The organism is Mesorhizobium sp. B2-5-11 (assembly GCF_006440835.1).
Lineage (GTDB): Bacteria > Pseudomonadota > Alphaproteobacteria > Rhizobiales > Rhizobiaceae > Mesorhizobium.
Window position 1 is genome coordinate 219,047 of sequence record NZ_VFUK01000008.1, and the last position, 20,061, is coordinate 239,107.

Genomic DNA, 20,061 nt, shown 5'->3' on the forward strand with positions numbered 1-20,061 from the left:
CGGGGGCCCTCTTTCCTGCCCTTCGCCGCCTGAGCGACGCGGCCCGGCCAGTCCGGGCCTCAATTTTTTCGGCATTCCTCGATTGACCTGCATCAACGCGGGTCTGTCCATGCCGCGGCAAGGTTGTCCAGCGCACTCAAAGTCACGGTCTGCGCGCAAGTGGAGATACTCGTGCTGGACAAGACGCAGATAGAACGGCTGGAAGCCGAGGCGGTCAATTCCGCCAAGACCCGTCAGCCCCTTTACGCTGCGCGCAAGAAAATTTTCCCAAAGCGCGCCTCAGGCAACTTTCGCCGCTTCAAATGGCTGGTGATGGCGATCACGCTTGGCATCTACTACCTGACGCCGTGGCTGCGTTGGGACCGCGGTCCATTTGCCCCGGACCAGGCCGTGCTGCTCGATCTCGCCAATCGGCGCTTTTACTTTTTCTTTGTCGAGATATGGCCCCAGGAATTCTACTATGTGGCCGGCCTTCTTGTCATGGCCGGCGTTGGACTTTTCCTGATTACCTCGACTGTCGGCCGTGCCTGGTGCGGCTATGCATGTCCGCAGACCGTATGGGTCGATCTGTTCCTTGTCATCGAACGTGCGATCGAGGGGGACCGCAACGCCCGCATGAAACTTGACGATGGTCCCTGGACCGCCCGCAAGCTGATGCTGCGCGTATCGAAGCACGCCGTCTGGCTGGTCATCGGTGCGGCGACCGGCGGCGCCTGGATTTTCTATTTCGCTGATGCACCGACACTTGTGGGCGAGCTTTTCACCGGTACCGCCGCGCCTGTCGCCTACATCACCATCGCCGTGTTGACGGCGACCACCTACACGTTCGGCGGCCTGATGCGCGAACAGGTCTGCACCTATATGTGCCCATGGCCGCGCATCCAGGCAGCCATGCTCGACGAGAATTCGCTCACCGTCACCTACAATGACTGGCGCGGCGAACCGCGCTCGCGTCACGCCAAGAAGGTGCAAGCCGCAGGGCAGTCCGTCGGCGACTGCGTCGACTGCAATGCCTGCGTTGCGGTATGCCCAATGGGGATCGACATTCGCGACGGCCAGCAGCTCGAATGCATTACCTGCGCGCTGTGTATCGACGCCTGTGACGGCGTCATGGACAAGCTCGGCAAGGAGCGCGGGCTGATCTCCTACGCGACGCTCTCCGACTACAACGCCAACATGATGCTGGCGACCGCAGGCGGCTCCAGTTCAATCAATCCGTCGCTGGTCAGGACTGCCGTCGGCACCTTCTCCGATCAGGTGGCGCATTTTCACATTCGCAAGATCTTCCGGCCGCGCACCTACGTCTACATGGGCCTGTGGTCGCTGATCGGGCTGGGCCTGCTCTATTCGCTGCTGACGCGCAATCGGCTTGAGCTGAACGTGCTGCATGACCGCAATCCGCAATTCGTCACGCTATCCGATGGTTCCATCCGCAACGGCTATACCGTCAAGCTGCTCAACATGATCCCTGAGCCAAGGACCATCGCCGTCACCATGCAGGGCCTGGAGGGTGCCGACATGGTCGTCGTCGGCGACGACATCCCGGCCGGCCGGTCTTTCGCCGTCCCGGTCGAACCCGACCGCCTGAAAACGTTGAAGGTCTTCGTTCGCCAGCCGGCGGACCAGATCCACGCCCCGGCCCAGACCTTCAAGCTCCGTGTCGAGGACAAGGCGAGCTTCGAGTCGAACGAGTACACCGCCACATTCAACGCGCCAGAGGCCGCCAAATGACCGCCAATGCCCAAAAGCCTCGCGAATTCACCGGCAGGCACATGCTGGCCATCATTCTCACCTTTTTCGGGGTGGTCATCGCGGTCAACCTGACCATGGCCACGCTCGCCAATACGAGTTGGACCGGCCTCGTCGTCGAAAACACCTATGTGGCCAGCCAGCAATTCAACAAGGAGGCCGAGGCCGGCCGCGCCCAAGCAGCGCTCGGTTGGACCGGCAAGCTGACCATCGCATGGGGCGAAGTCCGCTACGGCCTCTCCGACGCAGCCGGCAAGCCGGTTCCTCTGCACGGCGTCAAGGTGCTGTTTCGTCATCCCGCCTACGAGAAAGAGGACGAGTCCGTCACGCTCGCGCTTGCCTCCGGCCAGGAATTCGCAGCGCAGCATATGCCGAAGGACGGTGTCTGGATCGTCGAAGTCGACGCCGATGCCGGCCAGGCACGACCCTATCGCGACGTCCGCAGGATCATGATTTCTCATGGAGGCTGCAGTGAGCTGCTGTGCACCGGGCGCTGAAATGGCGCTAGATCTGAACGGCGCCACATCGGTCCTGCCATCCAGCCAGGAGATCAGGTTGGCGAGCCGATCGCTTGGCGACGATCTTCGGCAGACCGACCTTTCAGTGCCGACGGTTCATTGCGCCGCCTGCATCCAGACGATCGAAGCGGCACTTGGAAGGCTCGATCACGTCGAAAGCGCGCGCGTCAACCTGTCGACGAAACGGGTCGCGGTCCGGTGGCGTGGAGACGAGGTGCCACCCTTCGTCGCCGCGCTTGGCAGGCTGGGCTACGAGGCGCATCTGTTCGCACCCGAGATCGACGACAAGGACAAGACGCTTGCCGAACTGATCCGCGCAGTCGCTGTTGCCGGCTTTGCGGCGGGCAACATCATGCTGCTTTCGGTTTCGGTCTGGTCCGGCGCCGAAGGTGCTACCCGCGACCTGTTTCACTGGGTCTCGGCGTTGATCGCCATTCCTGCCCTCGCCTTTGCCGGCGGCATCTTCTTCCGTTCGGCCTGGAATGCTCTGCGCCATGGTCGCATGAACATGGACGTGCCCATCGCGGTCGGTGTTTCGCTCGCCTACGCCATGAGCCTCTATGAGACGGTCAATCATGGCGACCACGCCTATTTCGACGCGTCGGTATCGCTGCTGTTCTTCCTTTTGATCGGACGCACGCTGGATCATGTGATGCGGGAGCGTGCCCGGACTGCCGTGAAAGGCCTGTCTCAGCTGGCCGCGCGTGGCGCCATGGTGCTGCGCGGCGACGGCGCGCGCGACTATTTGCCGGTCGGCGAGATCGAACCAGGCATGCGATTGTTGATCGCAGCCGGCGAGAGGATCCCCGTCGACGGCAAGATCATCCAGGGAACGTCGGATTTCGACTGCTCGCTGGCCTCGGGCGAAAGCACGCCGAAAAACGTGGCGCCGGGCGAAGCAGTACAGGCCGGCGTGCTCAATCTTACCGGCCCGCTGATGATTCAGGCGACAGCCGCCGCAAAGGATTCGTTCCTGGCGGAAATGGTCCGGCTGATGGAGGCCGCCGAGGGCGGTCGCGCGCGCTATCGCCGCGTCGCCGATCGCGTCTCGGCGCTCTACGCCCCGGTGGTTCATCTCACCGCCTTCTTGACATTCCTGGGCTGGATGGCGGGGACCGGCGACTGGCACCGGGCCGTGACGATCGCCATCGCGGTTCTCATCATCACATGTCCATGCGCGCTCGGCCTCGCCGTGCCGATCGTTCAGGTGGTCGCAGCACGACGCCTGTTCGAGAACGGCATCATGGTCAAGGATGGTTCGGCCATGGAACGCCTGGCGACAATCGACACGACGGTGTTCGACAAGACCGGCACGTTGACCCTTGGCCGGCCCCGGCTGGTCAACGCTTCGTCGATCGATCCAGGCATGCTGGCGATCGCAGCCGACTTGGCCGCACATTCCCGTCATCCATTTTCAAAGGCCATAGCCGGCTTTGCCATTTCGAGCCGGCAGCACAAATTCGATGCGGTGACCGAGCAACCAGGTTTCGGGATCGAAGCCACCGACGCCGGAACCATCTGGCGTTTGGGTCGACGCGGATGGGCCGGCTGGAAGGCTCGCACTGGCGGCGAAGGCAAATACGGCTACGGCGGAACGGTGCTGACGAAAAATGGCATGATTGCCGCATCCTTCGTTTTCGAGGATGCGCTGCGCGCCCACGCCAGAGCGGCCGTCCAACGGTTGGACGATGCCGGGGTATCGGTGGAAATGCTGTCGGGCGATACCGCTAAAGCCTGCGCCGAGGTTGCGGACGTGCTGGGTGTCGATAACTTCGTTCCCTGCCTGCTGCCGTCCGGCAAGGTCGAACGCATCGAGAGTCTGGCGAGAGATGGGCACAAGGTTCTGATGGTTGGCGACGGGCTCAACGATACGCCGGCGCTGAGCGCGGCCCATGTCTCGATCGCACCGGCCAGCGCCGCCGATATCGGCCGGAATGCAGCGGATTTCGTTTTCCTGCGCGAAAGTCTTCTGGCCGTGCCTCTCGCGCTGGACATCTCGCGGAAGGCAGGAAGCCTGATCCGGCAAAACATCGCCATCGCGATCGTCTATAATGCGGTCGCGGTACCGATCGCCATCCTTGGCCACGTTACGCCCTTGATAGCGGCGATCGCCATGTCCGCCTCATCGCTGCTTGTCATCGGCAATGCGCTGCGACTGCGATCGTCGAAACCAATCTCACCGGCCAGCGATATTCGCCACGATAGGCTGTCCAACTCCAACGAACGGGTCGGACCGTAATGACCACACTGACCTACCTCATACCTGTCGCGCTGTTTCTTGGAGCGCTTGGCCTGGGGGGCTTCCTGTGGGCTTTGAAAACTGGCCAGTACGAAGATCTCGACGGAGCCGCCGAACGGATTCTGATCGATACGGAAGATAAAAGCGGCCGCTGATATTCAAGAAGTGGCCCGTGACGGCGCATCCTTGCAGAAAACGGCGACGCCAAAATTCTCCACTTCAAATAGTGACACATAAGATCGCTGCGTTCCGAGCTGTTGTTTCCGCGATTAACATCACCAATTTGCGCCAACGCAAAGAAACGCTAGGTCAGGTCAGGTAGTTTCTCCTCATCCACAATGGTCGAGAGACAGGAGATTGACATGATTACGCGACGCGAAGCCCTCTTCGGAGCAGCGTTTGGCGCTGCCGCCGTTGCGGCGCTGCCCGCATTGTCGGCAACGGTTACAAAGGCAGAGGTGCGGGGGCTGCCCCGCGAAAAGATCATGCTCGTTGCGCCGCCTTTTGTGCATTCGCATGACCAGATTGCCAAGGGCGGACCGAAGATCGTCGAGTTCACCATGACAATCGAAGAAAAGCCGATCGTCATTGATGCCGACGGCACAAAGCTCAACGCGATGACCTACAACGGCTCGATCCCCGGCCCGCTGATGGTCGTGCACCAGGACGACTACCTCGAGCTGACGCTCATCAATCCTGAAACCAATTCGCTTGCCCACAACATCGACTTCCACGCCGCAACCGGCGCTCTGGGTGGCGGCGAGCTCACGCTGATCAACCCCGGCGAACAGGTGACCCTGCGCTTCAAGGCGACGCGGACGGGAACGTTTATCTATCACTGCGCCCCTGGCGGCGCGATGATCCCCTGGCATGTCGTGTCTGGGATGAACGGCGCGGTCATGGTGCTGCCGCGCGACGGCTTGAGGAACGACAAGGGCGAACCGGTCAAGTACGACAAGATCTTCTACGTGGGCGAGAGTGACTTCTATATCCCGCGCGACGAGAAGGGCAACTTCAAGAGCTACGAATCCGCCGGCGACGCCTACGATGACACCGTCAAGGTGATGCGCGGGCTCATTCCCACGCATGTGGTGTTCAACGGCAAGGTCGGATCGCTCACCGGCGACAACGCCATGAAGTCGAAGGTCGGCGAAACCGTGCTGATCGTCCACTCACAGGCCAACCGCGATACGCGGCCGCATCTGATCGGCGGCCATGGCGATTACGTCTGGGAACAGGGTAAATTCGCCAACCCGCCGGCCAAGGATCTGGAAACCTGGTTCATTCGTGGTGGTTCCGCGGGCTCGGCGCTCTACACCTTCCTGCAGCCGGGCGTCTACGCCTACGTCAATCACAATCTGATCGAGGCCGTGGAGCTCGGAGCGACCGCTCACTTCAAGGTCGAGGGCGATTGGAACGACGACCTCATGACGCAGGTGGAAGCGCCCAAACCCGTCGCCATGAACTGAACGGCCCTCGCATTTGCCCGGACAGTGATCCTGTCCGGGCTTGGACAAGAACTATGTCGGCTTTCATCCTGAAGCTCGTGCCAATGGCCGTGGTGGCCGCAGCGGTAGCGGTAGGACTCTCGATACAGGCCGCCGATGGCCAGCGACAGCCCCACGCCATTGCCACAACGGTTAGCCTGTTCCCCGGTTCGATCACCTATCCGATGCCCGGCGAGTTCCTGAAGAACGGACGACCGCAAACCAATCCCAAGGTCGAGCAGCAACTCAACGGTCCGCTTGAGATCATGACTTATCAGGTCAGCGCAGCCGACTATACGGATTGCGTGTCGGCTGGGGCCTGTCGGCCGGCGGAGGAGACCCGCTCAATCCCGCATGACGCACCCGCAACGACAGTGAGCTATCTCGACGCCGTTGCCTACGCCCGGTGGTATTCAGAAGCAACAGGTGACCAATGGCGGCTGCCCACCGACGAGGAATGGGCATTTGCGGCAGCTGAGCGGTTTGCAGGCGAATTCGAAGGTGTCGAAAACGATGCCAACAACCCTGCCAGGCGTTGGCTCACCAGCTACCAGGCAGAGCTTGACCTCAATCGCAAACCGGACCCGTTGCCCAGGAGCCGGGGTTCCTTTGGTGTGAATTCGCGTGGCTTGGCCGACTTTTCCGGCAACGTGTGGGAGTGGACTTCGACCTGTTATGTCCGCACGACGCTGGCCGAAGACGGAAGCGGGGTTGTGAGCGCGGTCGACAATTGTGGCGTCCATGTCCTTGAAGGCCTTCACAGAGCCTATATGTCGAATTTCGTAAGTGACGGAAAAAGCGGAGGCTGCGCCGTCGGCTTGCCCCCCGACAATCTGGGATTCAGACTGGTGCGAGGGCATCGTGGATGGGCCAACCGTTTCCTTAGCTATCTCGGCATTACCTGACAGTCAGGAGCAAGTGCTGCGTTCTGGTTTCGTCGGTCGATTGCTGCTCCGGGCTCACGGTGTCTTTGGCCTCATCTATGCTGTTCGATAGATCAGGATAAAGCCGGCAAAAGCCGCCATCCGGCCAGCACCCGCCGCTCCAGTTGGGGACGAAGGCGATCAGAATTCCCAGTGATCCCGCAAGAAGGACGGCTACGAAGATGAACAAAGGCGCCATTTCCAGCTTTGAACTCTCGCCCAGTGTGCCCGAGCGCTGGTCATCAGAGCAGGTGTCAAAGCGCCCACCGCACCCGTTCCGAGCGCGCATAGCCCGGCAGCGGTCGGCACCATGGCAGGAAAGAAGATCGGCGCCGAAATGAAGGCAACTTCAACCGGCACGAGGCCCATGCAAGATGGAGGACCAGCGCAGCCCACGGTCGCCACGCCTGGCGGATAGCGGCCACGGCCATAAACAGTCCTGAGGCGCTGTCGTCATGAGCGGTCGACCACGTGCCCAGCGCGACGGCCGAGATGACTATTGCCACGATGTCGAGTTGGGCAAATTGTGTCGGCAGCCGGTCGTGTCTTGGCGGACGAGCCAGTTGCGCGTGAAACTCGGAACGATCCTTCCGCCGATGAACGAGGGTGGTTCACCTTGCGTCAATAGGTGAAAAGCTCGTCCTCTTCGACCTCCATGAGTAAGGAACCACATAAGCGTCCCGAAATTTGCCGAGGATTTGGTGGCCGTCTTGAACGCGGTTGATCGCAAGCGAACGCTTGGCAACGCTTGATTGATCCTTCGCGCTCAAACATTCCCGGCCGCTTTGGTTCGGGTGTTGATTTGCTTTGTGGGGTCCGTTCAACAGGGAGTAAATAAATCCTTTCGAGGGGGAGGAAGCCCCATGCTTGCAGCGCATACAGACATCGCGCGCGGCCATCGAAGCCACCTTCCTGCTGCGGCATCGCTCCTTTGCTGAAAGAGCCGCATTTCGGCGCGATATTAATCATACCCGAAGCGTAACCACGGCATCACACGACCTTCTGAGACGGCTTCACCAGTCCCAGAACGATGACACCGTCCGACCTTGGGAAGATGCAGACCCGGCTCCCCTTACCATCTCAGCGTTCGATGCCGATATTCTCCGCGCTGTGTTCCGAGATTTGGTCTCGGGAACGAACGCGCCCGAGTGTCAATGGCGCGATCTGGCTAAGAGCCTGGTACTCGAATACGTCGGGTGCGTGCCGGTCGAAGTTGGCTTGGTGGATTGGATCATCAGCAAGTAGTTGTCCCTGCCGGCGTCAGTTTAGCCTGAATGACGAAGCTCAGGGCTCTCGGGCGCTTTCTGGCCTTGGGAACCATCCAGGGCACCCGGAGTTCGGTGCTGAACTACTCGTGCAGACCGACCATGGCAGAACTCGACAAAGCCCGGCAGCAGGCCATAGCCCACCTTGTTCGCCGGTGGATCAAGACAGAGGCGTTCCGCCGCCACCTTCGCCAGTTGCTGGGGCTGCGGATAGACCACGATCTCCCCCAGGAGCATCGGTCCCTGCTCGAAGAACTGAGACGGAAATACAGCGAATGGTCTCATGGCCCCAAGGTACGAACGGAAAAGAGACCCCAAGGGGTGGACGGTGGTCGACCAAAAGACCGGGAAACCCGCTGAACCCGAGGGTCACCCAGCGGTCGGCCTTGAGGTCACCTTACGCGACGGACCTCGTGATGCTCCTGAACGCCTCTGAACTCAAACGCAGGCTCTCCTATCGGAGCGTCAGCTGATGGCCACCTTGATGGCCACCCACTGGTTCACCCCACCGGTCCCGTCAGCGGCAACCCGTCAGGCATGACGTACATGGTCAGCAGCGTAGAGGCTGCCGCCGAGCATCTCCTTCAGTGGAGTAAGCGTGGCCCTAAGTGGAAACAAGCGGTGCGCGCTTGCTGGGCCGCTCTGGCTGGCCAAGCGACACCTCAGGAAGGCTCGAGAGTGCTTCAAGCTGGCTGCTATCGAGGAGGGGAAATTCCGAGGTGCCCCATTAGGGGGCTGACTGAGCAAGGAAGGCCCGCTGCCGGAGGGACGGACAACGGGCCTCAAGCGGCTGCATCCTCGGGGAATCGAACACTCTGCAAAAGCAACCTGTACGGCGCAGAATGGTTCCGCATGGAGTTGCCGGTTCAAGCGGGTTAGTATGAGCTAGGATCCTTCGGTCTGGCTGACAATACGCGTCGATGCCCCAGAAATCGCCTGGAGAAACCCCAAGCTGCCCCGCCCGTTTCCGACCCCGCGTTTCTGCCAAACACTGCGGTTCAGGCTACCTTTCCGGCTCAAGCTCCATCTGCTTCGTCTCGTCCTCTCCAACGCGCTCCTCGACCCGTTTGCGGCAATTTCCGTGGCCCATCAGCTCATGTCTGTGAAAACAAGCGAGTTGCCGCTGCGGGGGTTCCATATCCTTGCTGTCTTGGTTATGGTCTCAGCCAGGCCGATGGAGCTTAGGTATGAGCAACCCAATTCCGCTCGCTGTTGTTGCGTCTCTGTTGCTCACCTCCGTCTCCGCACTTTCGCAAGACAATCCGCCAAACAACGCTCCAGACACAATGGAAGCTCGCGTGCAGGCCTGCACCATTTGTCATGGCGACAAAGGCAAGGGCACCAGCGACGTCTATTTCCCGCGACTGGCGGGCAAGCCATCCGGATATCTCTATAATCAGTTGCTCGCGTTCAGAGCGGGACGGCGCCATTATCCGCCGATGAACTACTTGCTCGAATTCCTGCCGCAGTCCTATCTCAAGAAGATGGCGGACTATTTTGCCGACCAACGGCCGGCCTTGCCTGTTGCCGCGCCCCCCGACGTCTCGCAAGACGCTTTGATGCATGGCAAGGAACTGGTGACACATGGTGACTCAGCGCGCTCCATACCTGCGTGCGCGAGCTGTCACGGCCCTTCGCTTACGGGCATGGAGCCTGCAATTCCCGGCCTTCTTGGTCTGCGCCCAGCCTATGTAAGCGCTCAGCTCGGCGCCTGGCGCTACGGGACCCGGACGGCGACTGCTCCTGATTGCATGCAAGTCGTGGCAGGGCACCTTACGGAAGATGATGTGAGATCCGTGGCGGCGTGGCTGTCTTCCCTGCCGGCCCCGCCGAATGCCGCGCCAGCCCCGAAAGGCACCTTCACATTGCCCTTCGATTGTGGAAGCCAGCCGAACTGAGAGGACGCTATGCTGAAGCCCAAAGTTCTCGTCGGCCTCCTGGCGTTTTCAGGCGCGGTTTCGTTTGCCGCCCTCAAGCTGGACGACGCCGCCTGGGCGCAAGAACGGACATTGACAAACCCGGCGGCCACTATTCTCAAAGGCGAGTATCTGGCACGTGCCGGAGATTGCATCGCCTGCCATACGGCGCCCGAAGGCAAGTTGTTTTCAGGCGGCCGCGCCATGCTCACCCCCTTCGGCACACTCTACACTTCCAACATCACACCGGATCCTGAGACCGGTATCGGCCAATGGACGGCCGACGAGTTTTACAGGATGATGCATACCGGGCGTTCACGGGATGGGGGATTGATCTATCCGGCAATGCCGTTCGCCTCCTACACCAAGGTGACCCGGGAAGACAGCGACGCGATTTACGCCTATCTCAAGTCTGTCGAAGCGGTGAAACAGCGAAACCGGCCCCATGACCTCAGTTTTCCATACAACAACCGATCACTAATCCTTGGCTGGCGTACCTTGTTCTTTACCGAAGGCGAATATCAGCCCGATCCAAGCAAGTCGCAGGAGTGGAATCGCGGCGCCTACCTCGTCGAGGGGCTCGGGCACTGCGGCATGTGCCATACGCCGATCAACGCCCTTGGAGGCAACTCTCAGTCCGACGCCTTCAAGGGCGGTCTTATCCCGATGCAGAACTGGTATGCCCCATCCCTCACCTCGAACAAGGAAGCGGGGCTCGGCGACTGGAGCATCAAGGACATTTCCGATCTGCTGCGCACCGGGGTCTCGAACAGGGGCGCGGTCTACGGGCCGATGGCCGAAGTCGTTTACAACAGCCTCCAGTATCTCAGCGACGAAGACACGCGCGCAATGGCCGTCTACTTGAAGAGCATCGCTCAGGACAGCGCCCCCGATGTCGCTAAACCTTCCGTGCCGCCGAGCGAAGGAAGCCTGCTGATAAGCCTTGGCAAAACGGTGTACGATCAACGATGCGCAAGCTGCCACGGCGCGCGAGGCGAAGGGGCTCCGCCACATTACCCGCCATTGGCCGGCAACCAGTCCATCCAGATGCAGTCGGCGGTGAACGCGATCCGGATGGTACTGAATGGCGGTTATCCTCCCGGCACCGCCGGCAATCCGATGCCGTATGGCATGCCTCCGTTTGCCGGCACTTTGTCAGACAACGAGGTGGCGGCGGTAGTCACTTATGTCCGCACCTCGTGGGGCAATCGGGGAGCAGCGATCAGCCCGTCGGAAGCAAACCAGCTGCGCTCTGCGACATTGAATTGAGGGCCGGATGATCAACTCTGATGAGCCGACAGGCGCAGCCGGATCCGAAAAGGAGGCACTGGAGCGGATATTACGATCGGGCCCAGGCGGAGCTTTTCTCCTCGCCGGTATTACGACCGCCATTGTGCTTGGCATGTGGTTGACGTTCTACCTACTCGTATTCATCCCCCACGCCAATCCTTAGGGCTTCGAGGCTATCCAGATGACCGAGGATCCTGTTGACCATGCCGGGGCTGCGATTCGCGCCGAGAAAAACTGGGCAATAATCGCGGTCTTGATCATCGCCTTCCTCGCCGGCATGGCGGCCTTCGCCGGCATCCATCAGGCGACGATGCCGCAGGCGCGGGTGGAGACCGCTGATCCAACCACGCTTCACATTTCGGGTGAGTTCGTCGAATCCAACCTTGGTAGCGCCATCGAGCCTGACGGTTCAGTAACTGTCCGGGCAATCGGGCAACAATACTCCTTCGCGCCACAGTGCATTCTCGTCCCGACTGACACGACGATAACCATCCGCGCCACCAGTGCAGATGTCATCCACGGCCTTCTTATTCAGGGGACGAACGTCAACACCATGCTCGTCCCCGGCTACATTTCCGTGCAGAACGCCCGCTTCCGCAAGCCGGGCGAGTACCTGATGCCATGCCAGGAATATTGCAGCTTCGGGCACGAAGGAATGTGGGGGAAAGTCAAGGTCATTGACAAAGCCGAGTTCATGACCATGGCAACCAAGCAAGAGAGGGTGAGCTGTGTTAAATAGCCGGCGACTGATACTTGCTCATTTTTGGCTTGCGTTTGCGGTTTTTGGGCTCGCGCTTATCATGGGCGCCTGGCAGATGTTCATTCGAAGCCCGCTTCATACCTGGATCACCAATCCGGAATGGTATTATCGCTCGCTGACGGCCCACGGAACCATTATGGGTTACGTGTTCCCGACGCTCGTGGCCATGGGCTTCGGCTACGCCATTTCCGAAAGCGCGCTCAAGCAACCACTCATCGGACGGCGATGGGCCTGGGCGGGCTTCTGGCTGATCGTGATCGGCGCAGTGACGGCGATGGTTCCCGTGTCGCTTGGCCGCGCATCCGTACTCTACACGTTCTATCCGCCGCTGATTGGGAGCCCATTCTACTATATCGGCGTCGTGCTGGTGGTGCTCGGGTCATGGATATGGGTCGCACTCATGTCCATCAACCTGAGGATCTGGAAGCGAAACAACCCGGACGCGCCGGTGCCTCTCGCCATGTTCGCCAATGTAGCGGGCGCATATCTTTGGGCCTGGACGGCCGTTGGAGCGGCGCTAGAGCTTTTGTTCCAGATTTTGCCGGTAGCGCTCGGCTTGAAATCGACCATAGACGCTGGGTTGGCCCGCGTCTTCTTCTCATGGACGCTTCATGCCATCGTCTATTTCTGGCTGATGCCTACCTATATCGCCTATTACACGATCGTGCCGCGGGCCATTGGCGGGAAGCTCTACAGCGACTCCATGGGCAGGATTGCCTTCATCCTCTTTCTGGTCGTTGCGATGCCCATCGGCATCCATCACGCTTTCGCCGATCCGCAGGTCGGCGCCGGCTTCAAGTTCATCCATTCGGCGTTCACGGCGCTTGTGGCCCTGCCGACCCTGCTGACTGTTTTCACGATCTGCGCATCTGTCGAAATCGCAGGTCGCCTGCGTGGGGGCAGAGGACCACTGGGATGGATCGCTACATTGCCGTGGAACAATCCGATCATGCTGGCAACGGCATTCTCCTTCGTGCTTCTGGGTTTCGGCGGCGCCGGAGGCCTCATTAACATGAGCTATCAGCTCGACACCACGATCCACAACACGCAGTGGATAACCGGCCATTTCCATCTGATCTTCGGCGGCGCGATCGTGATCATGTATTTCGCCATCGCCTACGATCTATGGCCACATCTGACGGGGCGCGCGTTCATCGACTTCCGCCTCATGCGCCTGCAGCTCTGGCTATGGTTTCTGGGCATGATCATTACAACTTTCCCGTGGCATTATGTTGGTATATTAGGCATGCCTCGCCGCATGGCTTACTTCGATTATACCGACCCCGGACTTGCCTCCGAAGCGATGTCAGTGAGCATGTCGGCCTTTGGGGGGCTGATCCTGCTGATCTCCGGCGCGATCTTCATTCTCATCCTCATACGAGGCCAGCGCGCCCCGGCGATGGATGCGGGCGAATATCGCTTCAGCACGGCCGTCCATGCTCCCGTTTCTGTGCCCGCTGCCCTTAACAGCTATGGCCTTTGGCTGGCACTGATGATCGGGCTCACTGTGACCAATTATGGGTTCCCAATCTTGCAACTCGCGTTCAGGCAGGGCACCTCTGTTCCGGCTGTCTACATTGGAGCCCGATAATGTCGACGGAACGCCTCTTCTCAGCGACAAACCCTTGGGTCAGGTTGAGTATTGGTATCACGGCCGCGCTGGTGGTCTTGACAGCCCTTGGCGGCTTCATCCTGCTTCCCTATGCACAGTCTGATCTGAAGCTGGCTGGCTTGTGGGACGCAATATGCAGTGCTGCCGGCATTCCCAAACTGACATCGGGTGCCAGGACCGTTCAGCCCACGTTCAAGACCTCGGACGTCATCATGACGTCAGCCATGCTCGCCAATCCTTCGAACGAGTCGATCAACCGCGGTGCGACGCTCGCTCAGCAATGCGCGATATGCCATGGCCCGACGGGCGTCAGCCGCGCCGATTCGCCCAACCTCGCAGGGCAATACCCAGCCGCCATATACAAACAGCTAAAAGACTTCAAATCGGGCGCGCGCGTGAACGCCGTAATGAGTCCATTCGCGCCTCATCTTGCCGACCAGGACATGATCGACCTCGCGGCCTATTATAATTACCTGCCGCGATTGCCTGCCTATCATCCCTCGCAAAAGGTTCCTGCGCCTCGCATCGTCATCAATGGAGCCCCAATGCGCGGAATTGCGCCTTGCGGCTCGTGTCACGGCAGTTTGGACAACAAGGCCGGCAGTCCGTGGCTCGAAGGCCAGTCGGCCGTCTACATCAAAGCTCAACTGCGCGCTTTCGCAGACGGAGGTCGTCGCAACGATATTAGCCAGCAGATGCGAAATATTGCACGCGCAATGACGGACGATGAAATGGAGCAAGTAGCACAATACTACGCATCTCAACCCCCGGATAAGTATAAGCCGCAACCTTGAAGGCGTTCAGCAGCGTGGGTAGCATCTTCCACTGGACCGAACCGGCGGCCCTATGCTGTCGCAAAAATAACTTCACGAATTGGGTGTGAAGGCAATCGGCAGCGACGGCATGGCACCCTCGGATCAGCTCAATCAGGCGCGCTGCGGCATTGATCGTCGCTTAGGATGTGGAGCGGCAGTCTGGCTTCGTCTTGCGCAGGATGAGCATTCTACGGAATGCTGTGACAAACAGACCGAAGGCGACAACCCACATTGCTCCCGAGAGGTTGGTCAAGCCTGTCCCGTAGTCCGGCAACAGTTCGACGAGGAGGCGCGACAGGCAGCAAGTCGTCATCGCTATGAACGCACCGGTCGTCGGAGCCGAAGACGCGAAGGCGCGGTGGCTATGCTTACGGATCATGCTCGCCATGATAGCGAGGGCCATCGTGCCAATGGCGCCGATCGTCCATGCGTGGACCGCAGCCGCCTGTCCCAGCCACTCCGGTGCTAGAATGTGGATCGCCAGAAGTCCGAAACCCACGATGATCCATCCATATCCTATGTGAAGGGCAAGAGCCGTCGCCGAGGCCGCGCTTCGCCAACCATTCCATTGGGCGGCTCGCATGGTCTGACCGCAGGCGGCGAGCGCGCAGGCAACGCCGGTGAGTTGTGCCTGCGGCGCAACAACCCACAAACCAAGGGCGCATGCCGCAATAGCCGCTGCCGCGTATTCCAAAACGGCAGAACGGTTGACGGAGATTCGACCGCCCGCGCTCTCGACATAGGCCACCGTCAACGCCGGGACGACGCGTCCTCCGATGATCATGACAAGTCCGACGATCGAAGCCAAGGCTAGCCGCAGCGCAAATTCTACTTGGTAGGACGCCGCCGCAAGTATGTTGCCACCACAAAAGGCGAGCAGCAGAAACAATATCTTCAGGTTGCGGCGGTCGCGGCTCGCGATCACCCGTCCCGCCGCAATCAAGAGGAGCGTCAGCACCAAAAACGCATAGAGGGCAAGCCCGGCCGAATGCGACAGAAACAGGAAAGTCCCCCGGCTGCACAGCCATAGGGCGACGAGCAGACGCGTGGTAAGTGGCGAGACTGCGCGTCGTCCTGTCCATCGAGGCAATGCCGTCAACAGAAAGCCAGTCAAAATGGCTGGAACCATCCCGAAAAGAAGCACGTCGCGATGCCAATCGCCGGGAGATATCCCGGTCGGGCCGATGGCCTGTATTCCGAACGTTGACGGCAGCCAGACCGCCGGGCCTACAATCGCGTCCAACCCCGCGATTAGAAAGAATGGCCGAAACGGCGCCGACATCCGCCTCTGCTTCGCGTCGAAAATAAGCACACTCCCGTCGGCGGCCATGCGACAATTCCTCTACAGGGATGACTGACACGACGTCCTCGTGCCGCTTCTCAACTCGCAAGATCGGCGGTCGGAAAAAACTCAATGCGAAGGCAATACCGTCGATGATCGGTCTACGTGTTTGCTCCAGCGCAAACAGGCAGCAAAAATAGTCGCTTATAATCAAAACAATTTTCGAGACCGCGTCTGCCGATTGGCAGGGCGCGCGTCGTCTGTTCGCGTTGCGACCGGCTGCGAAACGTCTGCCCTAGGAGCGAAGAAGATGAAACAAAACGTTCCATTGAGTAGTATTGACGACTGTTCCCGGCGCTTTGCTGGCATGGCCGTTGTCGGCAGGCTGGCAAATTTGATCAAGGACGCCCGGCTCGATTGTGAGTGCCGTTCCAGACTCGACGAGACGCTGGCGCGATTTACGGCTCTGGAAGTGCGGCGCGCGGCACGCGAGCATCTTGCCAACGCCCGCTGTCAACGCGAGCGCATCGAAGCCATTCTCTTCTTCCTGCAGGATCTCGATGAAATGGGCGCAGCCGAACGGGATCGCAGCGTCTACATGGATCTCGCTCTCCTGTTTGACGACATCGCGAGCACCGCAAAGGAGGGTGCATTTTCGATGCGGCAACTCAGTTTATCTGCGGTGCAGACGGGCCATAGGTGATCAGCGGCAAGAACTGGTGAAGGCTTCAGGCGACCCTGCTAACCTGGTTCCGCCGATCGCGGTCCAAAACAGAGCCCGCGGCCACCTCCGACAGGGTGAAACTCAACACATTTCACAACGGAGAAATCGCACTGAAGAAATGCATGATGCCAACAATCGCCATGGTCCTCTTCATCGCCCCGGCGCTTGCGGCGGGAATGCATTCCGGCACTCATGACGGCCATGAACTGATGGTTATCGGTCAGCCGGGCATGGCGGCCAAAATAGATCGTACCATCGCGATCAGCATGGTCGAGAACGAAGATGGATCGATGGCGTTCGATCCGGTTTCAGTCACCGTAAAAAGAGGCGAGACGGTGCGTCTGGCCTTCACCAATGAAGGCGAATACGACCACCTGATACGGGGTCATTATGAGCTTGGAATGAAGGGGGCCCTCACGGTCACTGCCACCTGAGTCTTGAGTGACCAGATCGGTCGATCGGCGTGTGCGACCTCTTCGTAGAGCTCGACATCACTGCGCAGGTTGAGGTCTTCCTATCTCGATCAGCCATTCTGGTGGCCCCGGTCTAAGGCAAAGCCAGATGTGTTCGCCAGCAAAGAACGCTTCGAACTGACGCCTGAGTCTATCAGGATCAAAATCGAGAACGACCACGAATGTCTGACCGGGTTTGAGTCCGTCGAACATTGACAATACAGCGGACTGCTTCCTTTCAGGTGGAAGTTTCCGTACGTCATATGTCGCGCCTTTCGACGTCTGCAAATTCATTGCTATCCTTGCACGTTGAGCCAATCCATCAGGATGATCACGCGGCGGCGACTTTCTTTTCGCCCCAACGCGTGAGCTTGTCGCCCGGGTCAACGCCCGCCCAGCCAATCAGTCGGGCAGCCATCTCGACTACCATTTCCTCGATCGAGGCAAGCTTGACATAGAACGGCGGTACCGGCGGTGCGATGACTGCGCCCATCCGTGCTAGTCTCAACATCGCGTCGAGGTGCCCTTCATGGAGCGGCGCCTCGCGTGGAACAATGACCAGCCGGCGCCTTTCCTTCAGGACGACATCGGCGGCCCTGGTGAGAAGATTGTCGCCTAAACCGTGTGCCATAGCTGCCAAGGTCCGCATCGAACAGGGAACGACGATCATGCCATCCGTTCTGAAAGAGCCGCTGGCGATTGGTGCGGCGAAGTCCTGATAGGAATACGCGCGGTTGGCGACGGAGGTCAGTTGGGCAAGGCCGTCGGTGCCGAGCTCATGTGGGATCGCCAATCGCGCGCCCTTGGAGACGACGAGATGCGTCTCCACCCCGGCCCTGACCAACTGACGTATGGTCTCCAGCGCGAGCACGGAGCCGGATGCACCTGTCACACCGATTATCAGCCGTTTGGTCATTGTTGCCCCTGAGCGGTCGTCTTCGAAACAAACTCGTTCCATCGTTGAGACACCTGCTCCTCGATATGAGTTGACATCGTCAGCTCCTTTCCCCATTCGCGAGAGGTCTCGGACCCAATCTTGCGCGTCGCATCGAACCCGATCTTTCCCCCAAGCCCTTCGAGGGGTGAGGCGAAATCGAGCTGGTCGATAGGGGTTCGGTCCACCTGCATCAGATCGCGCGAGGGATCCATCCGGGTGGCGACCGCCCACATCACGTCCGGCCATGATCGAATGTCGATATCGTCATCCACCACGATGACAATCTTGGTCATCGAAAACTGCGGCAGCAGGGACCAGAACCCCATCATCACGCGCCTGGCCTGTCCGGCATACTTCTTGGCGATCGAGATGACCGCAATCCTGTAGGAGCAGGCTTCCGGCGGAAGCCACACATCAACGATTTCCGGTATCTGCTGGCGCAGGAGTGGCTTGTACACATCGAGCAGTGCCTCGCCGAGAACCGAGGGCTCGTCGGGCGCGCGCCCGGTGAACGTGGTCAGGTAATTTGCCCCGTCGCGAACGCGAACGCGCTTGAGGTTGAATACGGGGTATCGCTCCGGCGTGTTGTAATATCCCGTGTGATCGCCGAAAGGGCCCTCCAGCGCGGTTTCTGTTGAAGAGACGGCACCTTCAAGCACGATTTCCGCACTGGTTGGCACGTGAAGCATGATGCTCTTGCAGGGCGCCAATCCGACTCGGCGATTATTGATCATCCCGGACAGTGCCAGCTCCGACACGCCTTCAGGCGCCGGCATCACCGAGGCGATCAACGTCGCGGGATCTGCCCCGATGACGACCGCCACCGGCATCTCAAGCCCCCTCGCCTGCCATATGCGATGGTGGGCTGCTCCACCTCGCATGGGCAGCCATCTTACGATGGCACGATCACGGGCTAGCACCTGCATCCGGTATATGCCCAGATTGTATGTGCTCGGGTCGTCCTCGCCAGGCGGGCGAGTAATGACCACTGGCCATGTTATGAGTGGGCCTGCGTCTCCCGGCCAACAAGTCTGGATGGGAAGAAGCGAAAAATCCGGATCGGCGTCGCGCCACTCTCTGGGCGGGGAGACGATCTTCGGCCGCGCCACGAGTGCACCCCGCGCCGCAGGCAACATCTGTCGGGCCTGACGAAGGTTCTGTGGAGCCTGAGGCGATCTCATCCACGCAAGGAGCGCGCCGAGGGTTTCCAGACCGTGAAGGTCGGTGCCAAGGCCCCAGGCTACACGTTCCCGGGTGCCGAAAAGATTTGCGACGACGGGAAAGGCTGACTTGACGCCGCGATCGTCGACAGGCGCCGTAACGCGGAGCGCTGGGCCTTTCGAGGCAATCACCCGCCTGTGTATCTCGGTCAGTTCGAGCCGTGTCGAGACAGGGATGCCAACCTCACGAAGCTGCCCGTTCCGATCGAGGAACGAAAGGAATGAGCCAAGATCTGAAAACAAGGGAAGGCAGCGGTGATGCATAGCGAAATCCGGCCCGACCGGTTCGTCGGCGATCGATTTTGCCATCAGGGCTGACGAAGAACTTTGCGCTAGCGCAAAGAGCGAACGATCCGTCCCCGCTATTTTTCCCTTCTCACATCATTTCCGAGGAAGGCGATCGAGCCAAAAGGATTTCACATGGCAGGCAATCTCATTAGCGAAACTGTCGAAGCTTTGCGGTCCGTAATTTCCCTTCTCGCGGATCGCCGGCAGAGCATGGCAGCGACAAGGGACTTTTGGGCAATGGGTTTGGATGAGTGTACAGGCATCCTGAATGGCATCGGTTTGTCACGAAGCGAATTCGATGAAGCCATGCGGCTACCCTACGCTTCGCAAGACCTGCTTTCTTCCGCGATGCGTTCGATTGACATCGATCCTGACAGCTTTCAATCGCTGGAAGCCGCGCACCGTTTCATGTCACGCATCTGCATCGCCTGCCAGCATCGCCGCCAGTGTCATGGCCACCTGGCCGCCTTCGATTTCGAAAGCCACTATCAGGATTTCTGTCCCAACAGTGTCAATTTCGCGGACTTGCTGGCAGACGGACGCAGGAAGTCGATGGCCGGAAGGGCCTGCTGAACGAGCTCATG

At 59.9% G+C, this 20,061-nt stretch carries 21 protein-coding genes; 17 read left to right on the forward strand and 4 right to left on the reverse strand.

Annotation, left to right across the window (positions count from 1 at the left end):
• Nucleotides 1-171: 171 nt before the first annotated feature.
• From ccoG to FJ490_RS24195, 14 genes are all read left to right on the forward strand, one after another.
• Entirely contained in the window at nucleotides 172-1,731 is a 1,560-nt protein-coding gene (ccoG, locus tag FJ490_RS24125) for a cytochrome c oxidase accessory protein CcoG (RefSeq protein WP_140522802.1), read from the forward strand.
• A complete protein-coding gene (locus FJ490_RS24130; protein WP_140522804.1) occupies nucleotides 1,728-2,246 on the forward strand; it encodes a FixH family protein in 519 nt (172 codons plus the stop codon). Before ccoG ends, FJ490_RS24130 begins: the two co-directional genes overlap by 4 nt.
• Nucleotides 2,221-4,506 (forward strand): cation-translocating P-type ATPase, encoded by a 2,286-nt coding sequence (locus tag FJ490_RS24135; protein ID WP_140522806.1) that lies wholly within the window; start codon nucleotides 2,221-2,223, stop codon nucleotides 4,504-4,506. The genes FJ490_RS24130 and FJ490_RS24135 overlap by 26 nt, the downstream gene beginning before the upstream one ends.
• A complete protein-coding gene (gene ccoS, locus FJ490_RS24140) occupies nucleotides 4,506-4,661 on the forward strand; it encodes a cbb3-type cytochrome oxidase assembly protein CcoS (RefSeq protein WP_140522808.1) in 156 nt (51 codons plus the stop codon). The genes FJ490_RS24135 and ccoS overlap by 1 nt, the downstream gene beginning before the upstream one ends.
• 207 nt (nucleotides 4,662-4,868) lie before the next feature.
• Nucleotides 4,869-5,975 carry a copper-containing nitrite reductase gene (gene nirK / locus FJ490_RS24145; RefSeq protein WP_140522810.1) on the forward strand — a complete coding sequence of 369 codons (1,107 nt, stop codon included), beginning with the start codon at nucleotides 4,869-4,871 and terminating at the stop codon, nucleotides 5,973-5,975.
• 53 nt (nucleotides 5,976-6,028) lie between these two features.
• A complete protein-coding gene (locus FJ490_RS24150) occupies nucleotides 6,029-6,898 on the forward strand; it encodes an SUMF1/EgtB/PvdO family nonheme iron enzyme (RefSeq protein WP_140522812.1) in 870 nt (289 codons plus the stop codon).
• An 885-nt stretch (nucleotides 6,899-7,783) separates the two neighbouring features.
• Nucleotides 7,784-8,161 (forward strand): hypothetical protein, encoded by a 378-nt coding sequence (locus tag FJ490_RS24155; protein WP_140522814.1) that lies wholly within the window; start codon nucleotides 7,784-7,786, stop codon nucleotides 8,159-8,161.
• A 122-nt stretch (nucleotides 8,162-8,283) separates the two neighbouring features.
• Complete coding sequence (locus FJ490_RS32805; protein WP_181165394.1) at nucleotides 8,284-8,541, forward strand: hypothetical protein; 258 nt, start codon at nucleotides 8,284-8,286, stop codon at nucleotides 8,539-8,541.
• Between the two features lie 186 nt (nucleotides 8,542-8,727).
• Nucleotides 8,728-9,060, forward strand: a complete 333-nt coding sequence (locus FJ490_RS24170; RefSeq protein ID WP_224684583.1) for a DUF982 domain-containing protein — start codon at nucleotides 8,728-8,730, stop codon at nucleotides 9,058-9,060.
• Nucleotides 9,061-9,368: 308 nt separating this feature from the next.
• Complete coding sequence (locus FJ490_RS24175) at nucleotides 9,369-10,079, forward strand: c-type cytochrome (RefSeq protein WP_140522820.1); 711 nt, start codon at nucleotides 9,369-9,371, stop codon at nucleotides 10,077-10,079.
• Nucleotides 10,080-10,088: 9 nt separating this feature from the next.
• Nucleotides 10,089-11,366 (forward strand): cytochrome c, encoded by a 1,278-nt coding sequence (locus tag FJ490_RS24180; protein ID WP_140522822.1) that lies wholly within the window; start codon nucleotides 10,089-10,091, stop codon nucleotides 11,364-11,366.
• 202 nt (nucleotides 11,367-11,568) lie between these two features.
• Nucleotides 11,569-12,126: a cytochrome C oxidase subunit II gene (locus FJ490_RS24185; protein ID WP_140522824.1), complete on the forward strand. Its 558-nt coding sequence runs from the start codon at nucleotides 11,569-11,571 to the stop codon at nucleotides 12,124-12,126.
• A complete protein-coding gene (locus FJ490_RS24190; protein ID WP_140522826.1) occupies nucleotides 12,116-13,738 on the forward strand; it encodes a b(o/a)3-type cytochrome-c oxidase subunit 1 in 1,623 nt (540 codons plus the stop codon). Before FJ490_RS24185 ends, FJ490_RS24190 begins: the two co-directional genes overlap by 11 nt.
• Nucleotides 13,738-14,553, forward strand: coding sequence for a c-type cytochrome (locus FJ490_RS24195; RefSeq protein WP_140522828.1), 816 nt, complete (start codon nucleotides 13,738-13,740; stop codon nucleotides 14,551-14,553). Before FJ490_RS24190 ends, FJ490_RS24195 begins: the two co-directional genes overlap by 1 nt.
• A 160-nt stretch (nucleotides 14,554-14,713) precedes the next feature.
• Here the strand turns inward: FJ490_RS24195 and FJ490_RS24200 are convergent, their stop codons facing one another.
• The gene (locus tag FJ490_RS24200; RefSeq protein WP_140522830.1) at nucleotides 14,714-15,904 is read right to left on the reverse strand and encodes an NnrS family protein; all 1,191 of its coding nucleotides are present in this window, start codon (nucleotides 15,902-15,904) and stop codon (nucleotides 14,714-14,716) included.
• Between the two features lie 262 nt (nucleotides 15,905-16,166).
• On the opposite strand from FJ490_RS24200, the gene FJ490_RS24205 reads away from it, so the two are divergent.
• Both FJ490_RS24205 and FJ490_RS24210 read left to right on the forward strand, forming a co-directional pair.
• A complete protein-coding gene (locus tag FJ490_RS24205) occupies nucleotides 16,167-16,559 on the forward strand; it encodes a hypothetical protein (protein WP_140522832.1) in 393 nt (130 codons plus the stop codon).
• A gap of 143 nt (nucleotides 16,560-16,702) precedes the next feature.
• Nucleotides 16,703-17,014 (forward strand): hypothetical protein, encoded by a 312-nt coding sequence (locus FJ490_RS24210; protein WP_140522834.1) that lies wholly within the window; start codon nucleotides 16,703-16,705, stop codon nucleotides 17,012-17,014.
• Between the two features lie 57 nt (nucleotides 17,015-17,071).
• Here the strand turns inward: FJ490_RS24210 and FJ490_RS24215 are convergent, their stop codons facing one another.
• The 3 genes from FJ490_RS24215 to FJ490_RS24225 are packed head-to-tail and all read right to left on the reverse strand — an operon-like array spanning nucleotide 17,072 to nucleotide 19,498.
• The gene (locus FJ490_RS24215; protein ID WP_140522836.1) at nucleotides 17,072-17,326 is read right to left on the reverse strand and encodes a DUF2249 domain-containing protein; all 255 of its coding nucleotides are present in this window, start codon (nucleotides 17,324-17,326) and stop codon (nucleotides 17,072-17,074) included.
• Nucleotides 17,327-17,363: 37 nt separating this feature from the next.
• Nucleotides 17,364-17,948, reverse strand: a complete 585-nt coding sequence (locus FJ490_RS24220; protein WP_140522838.1) for a UbiX family flavin prenyltransferase — start codon at nucleotides 17,946-17,948, stop codon at nucleotides 17,364-17,366.
• A complete protein-coding gene (locus FJ490_RS24225; protein ID WP_348641018.1) occupies nucleotides 17,945-19,498 on the reverse strand; it encodes a UbiD family decarboxylase in 1,554 nt (517 codons plus the stop codon). The genes FJ490_RS24220 and FJ490_RS24225 overlap by 4 nt, the downstream gene beginning before the upstream one ends.
• A gap of 111 nt (nucleotides 19,499-19,609) precedes the next feature.
• On the opposite strand from FJ490_RS24225, the gene FJ490_RS24230 reads away from it, so the two are divergent.
• On the forward strand, nucleotides 19,610-20,050 hold the full coding sequence (locus FJ490_RS24230; protein ID WP_140522840.1) for a hypothetical protein: 441 nt from the start codon (nucleotides 19,610-19,612) through the stop codon (nucleotides 20,048-20,050).
• The last annotated feature ends 11 nt before the right edge of the window (nucleotides 20,051-20,061 follow it).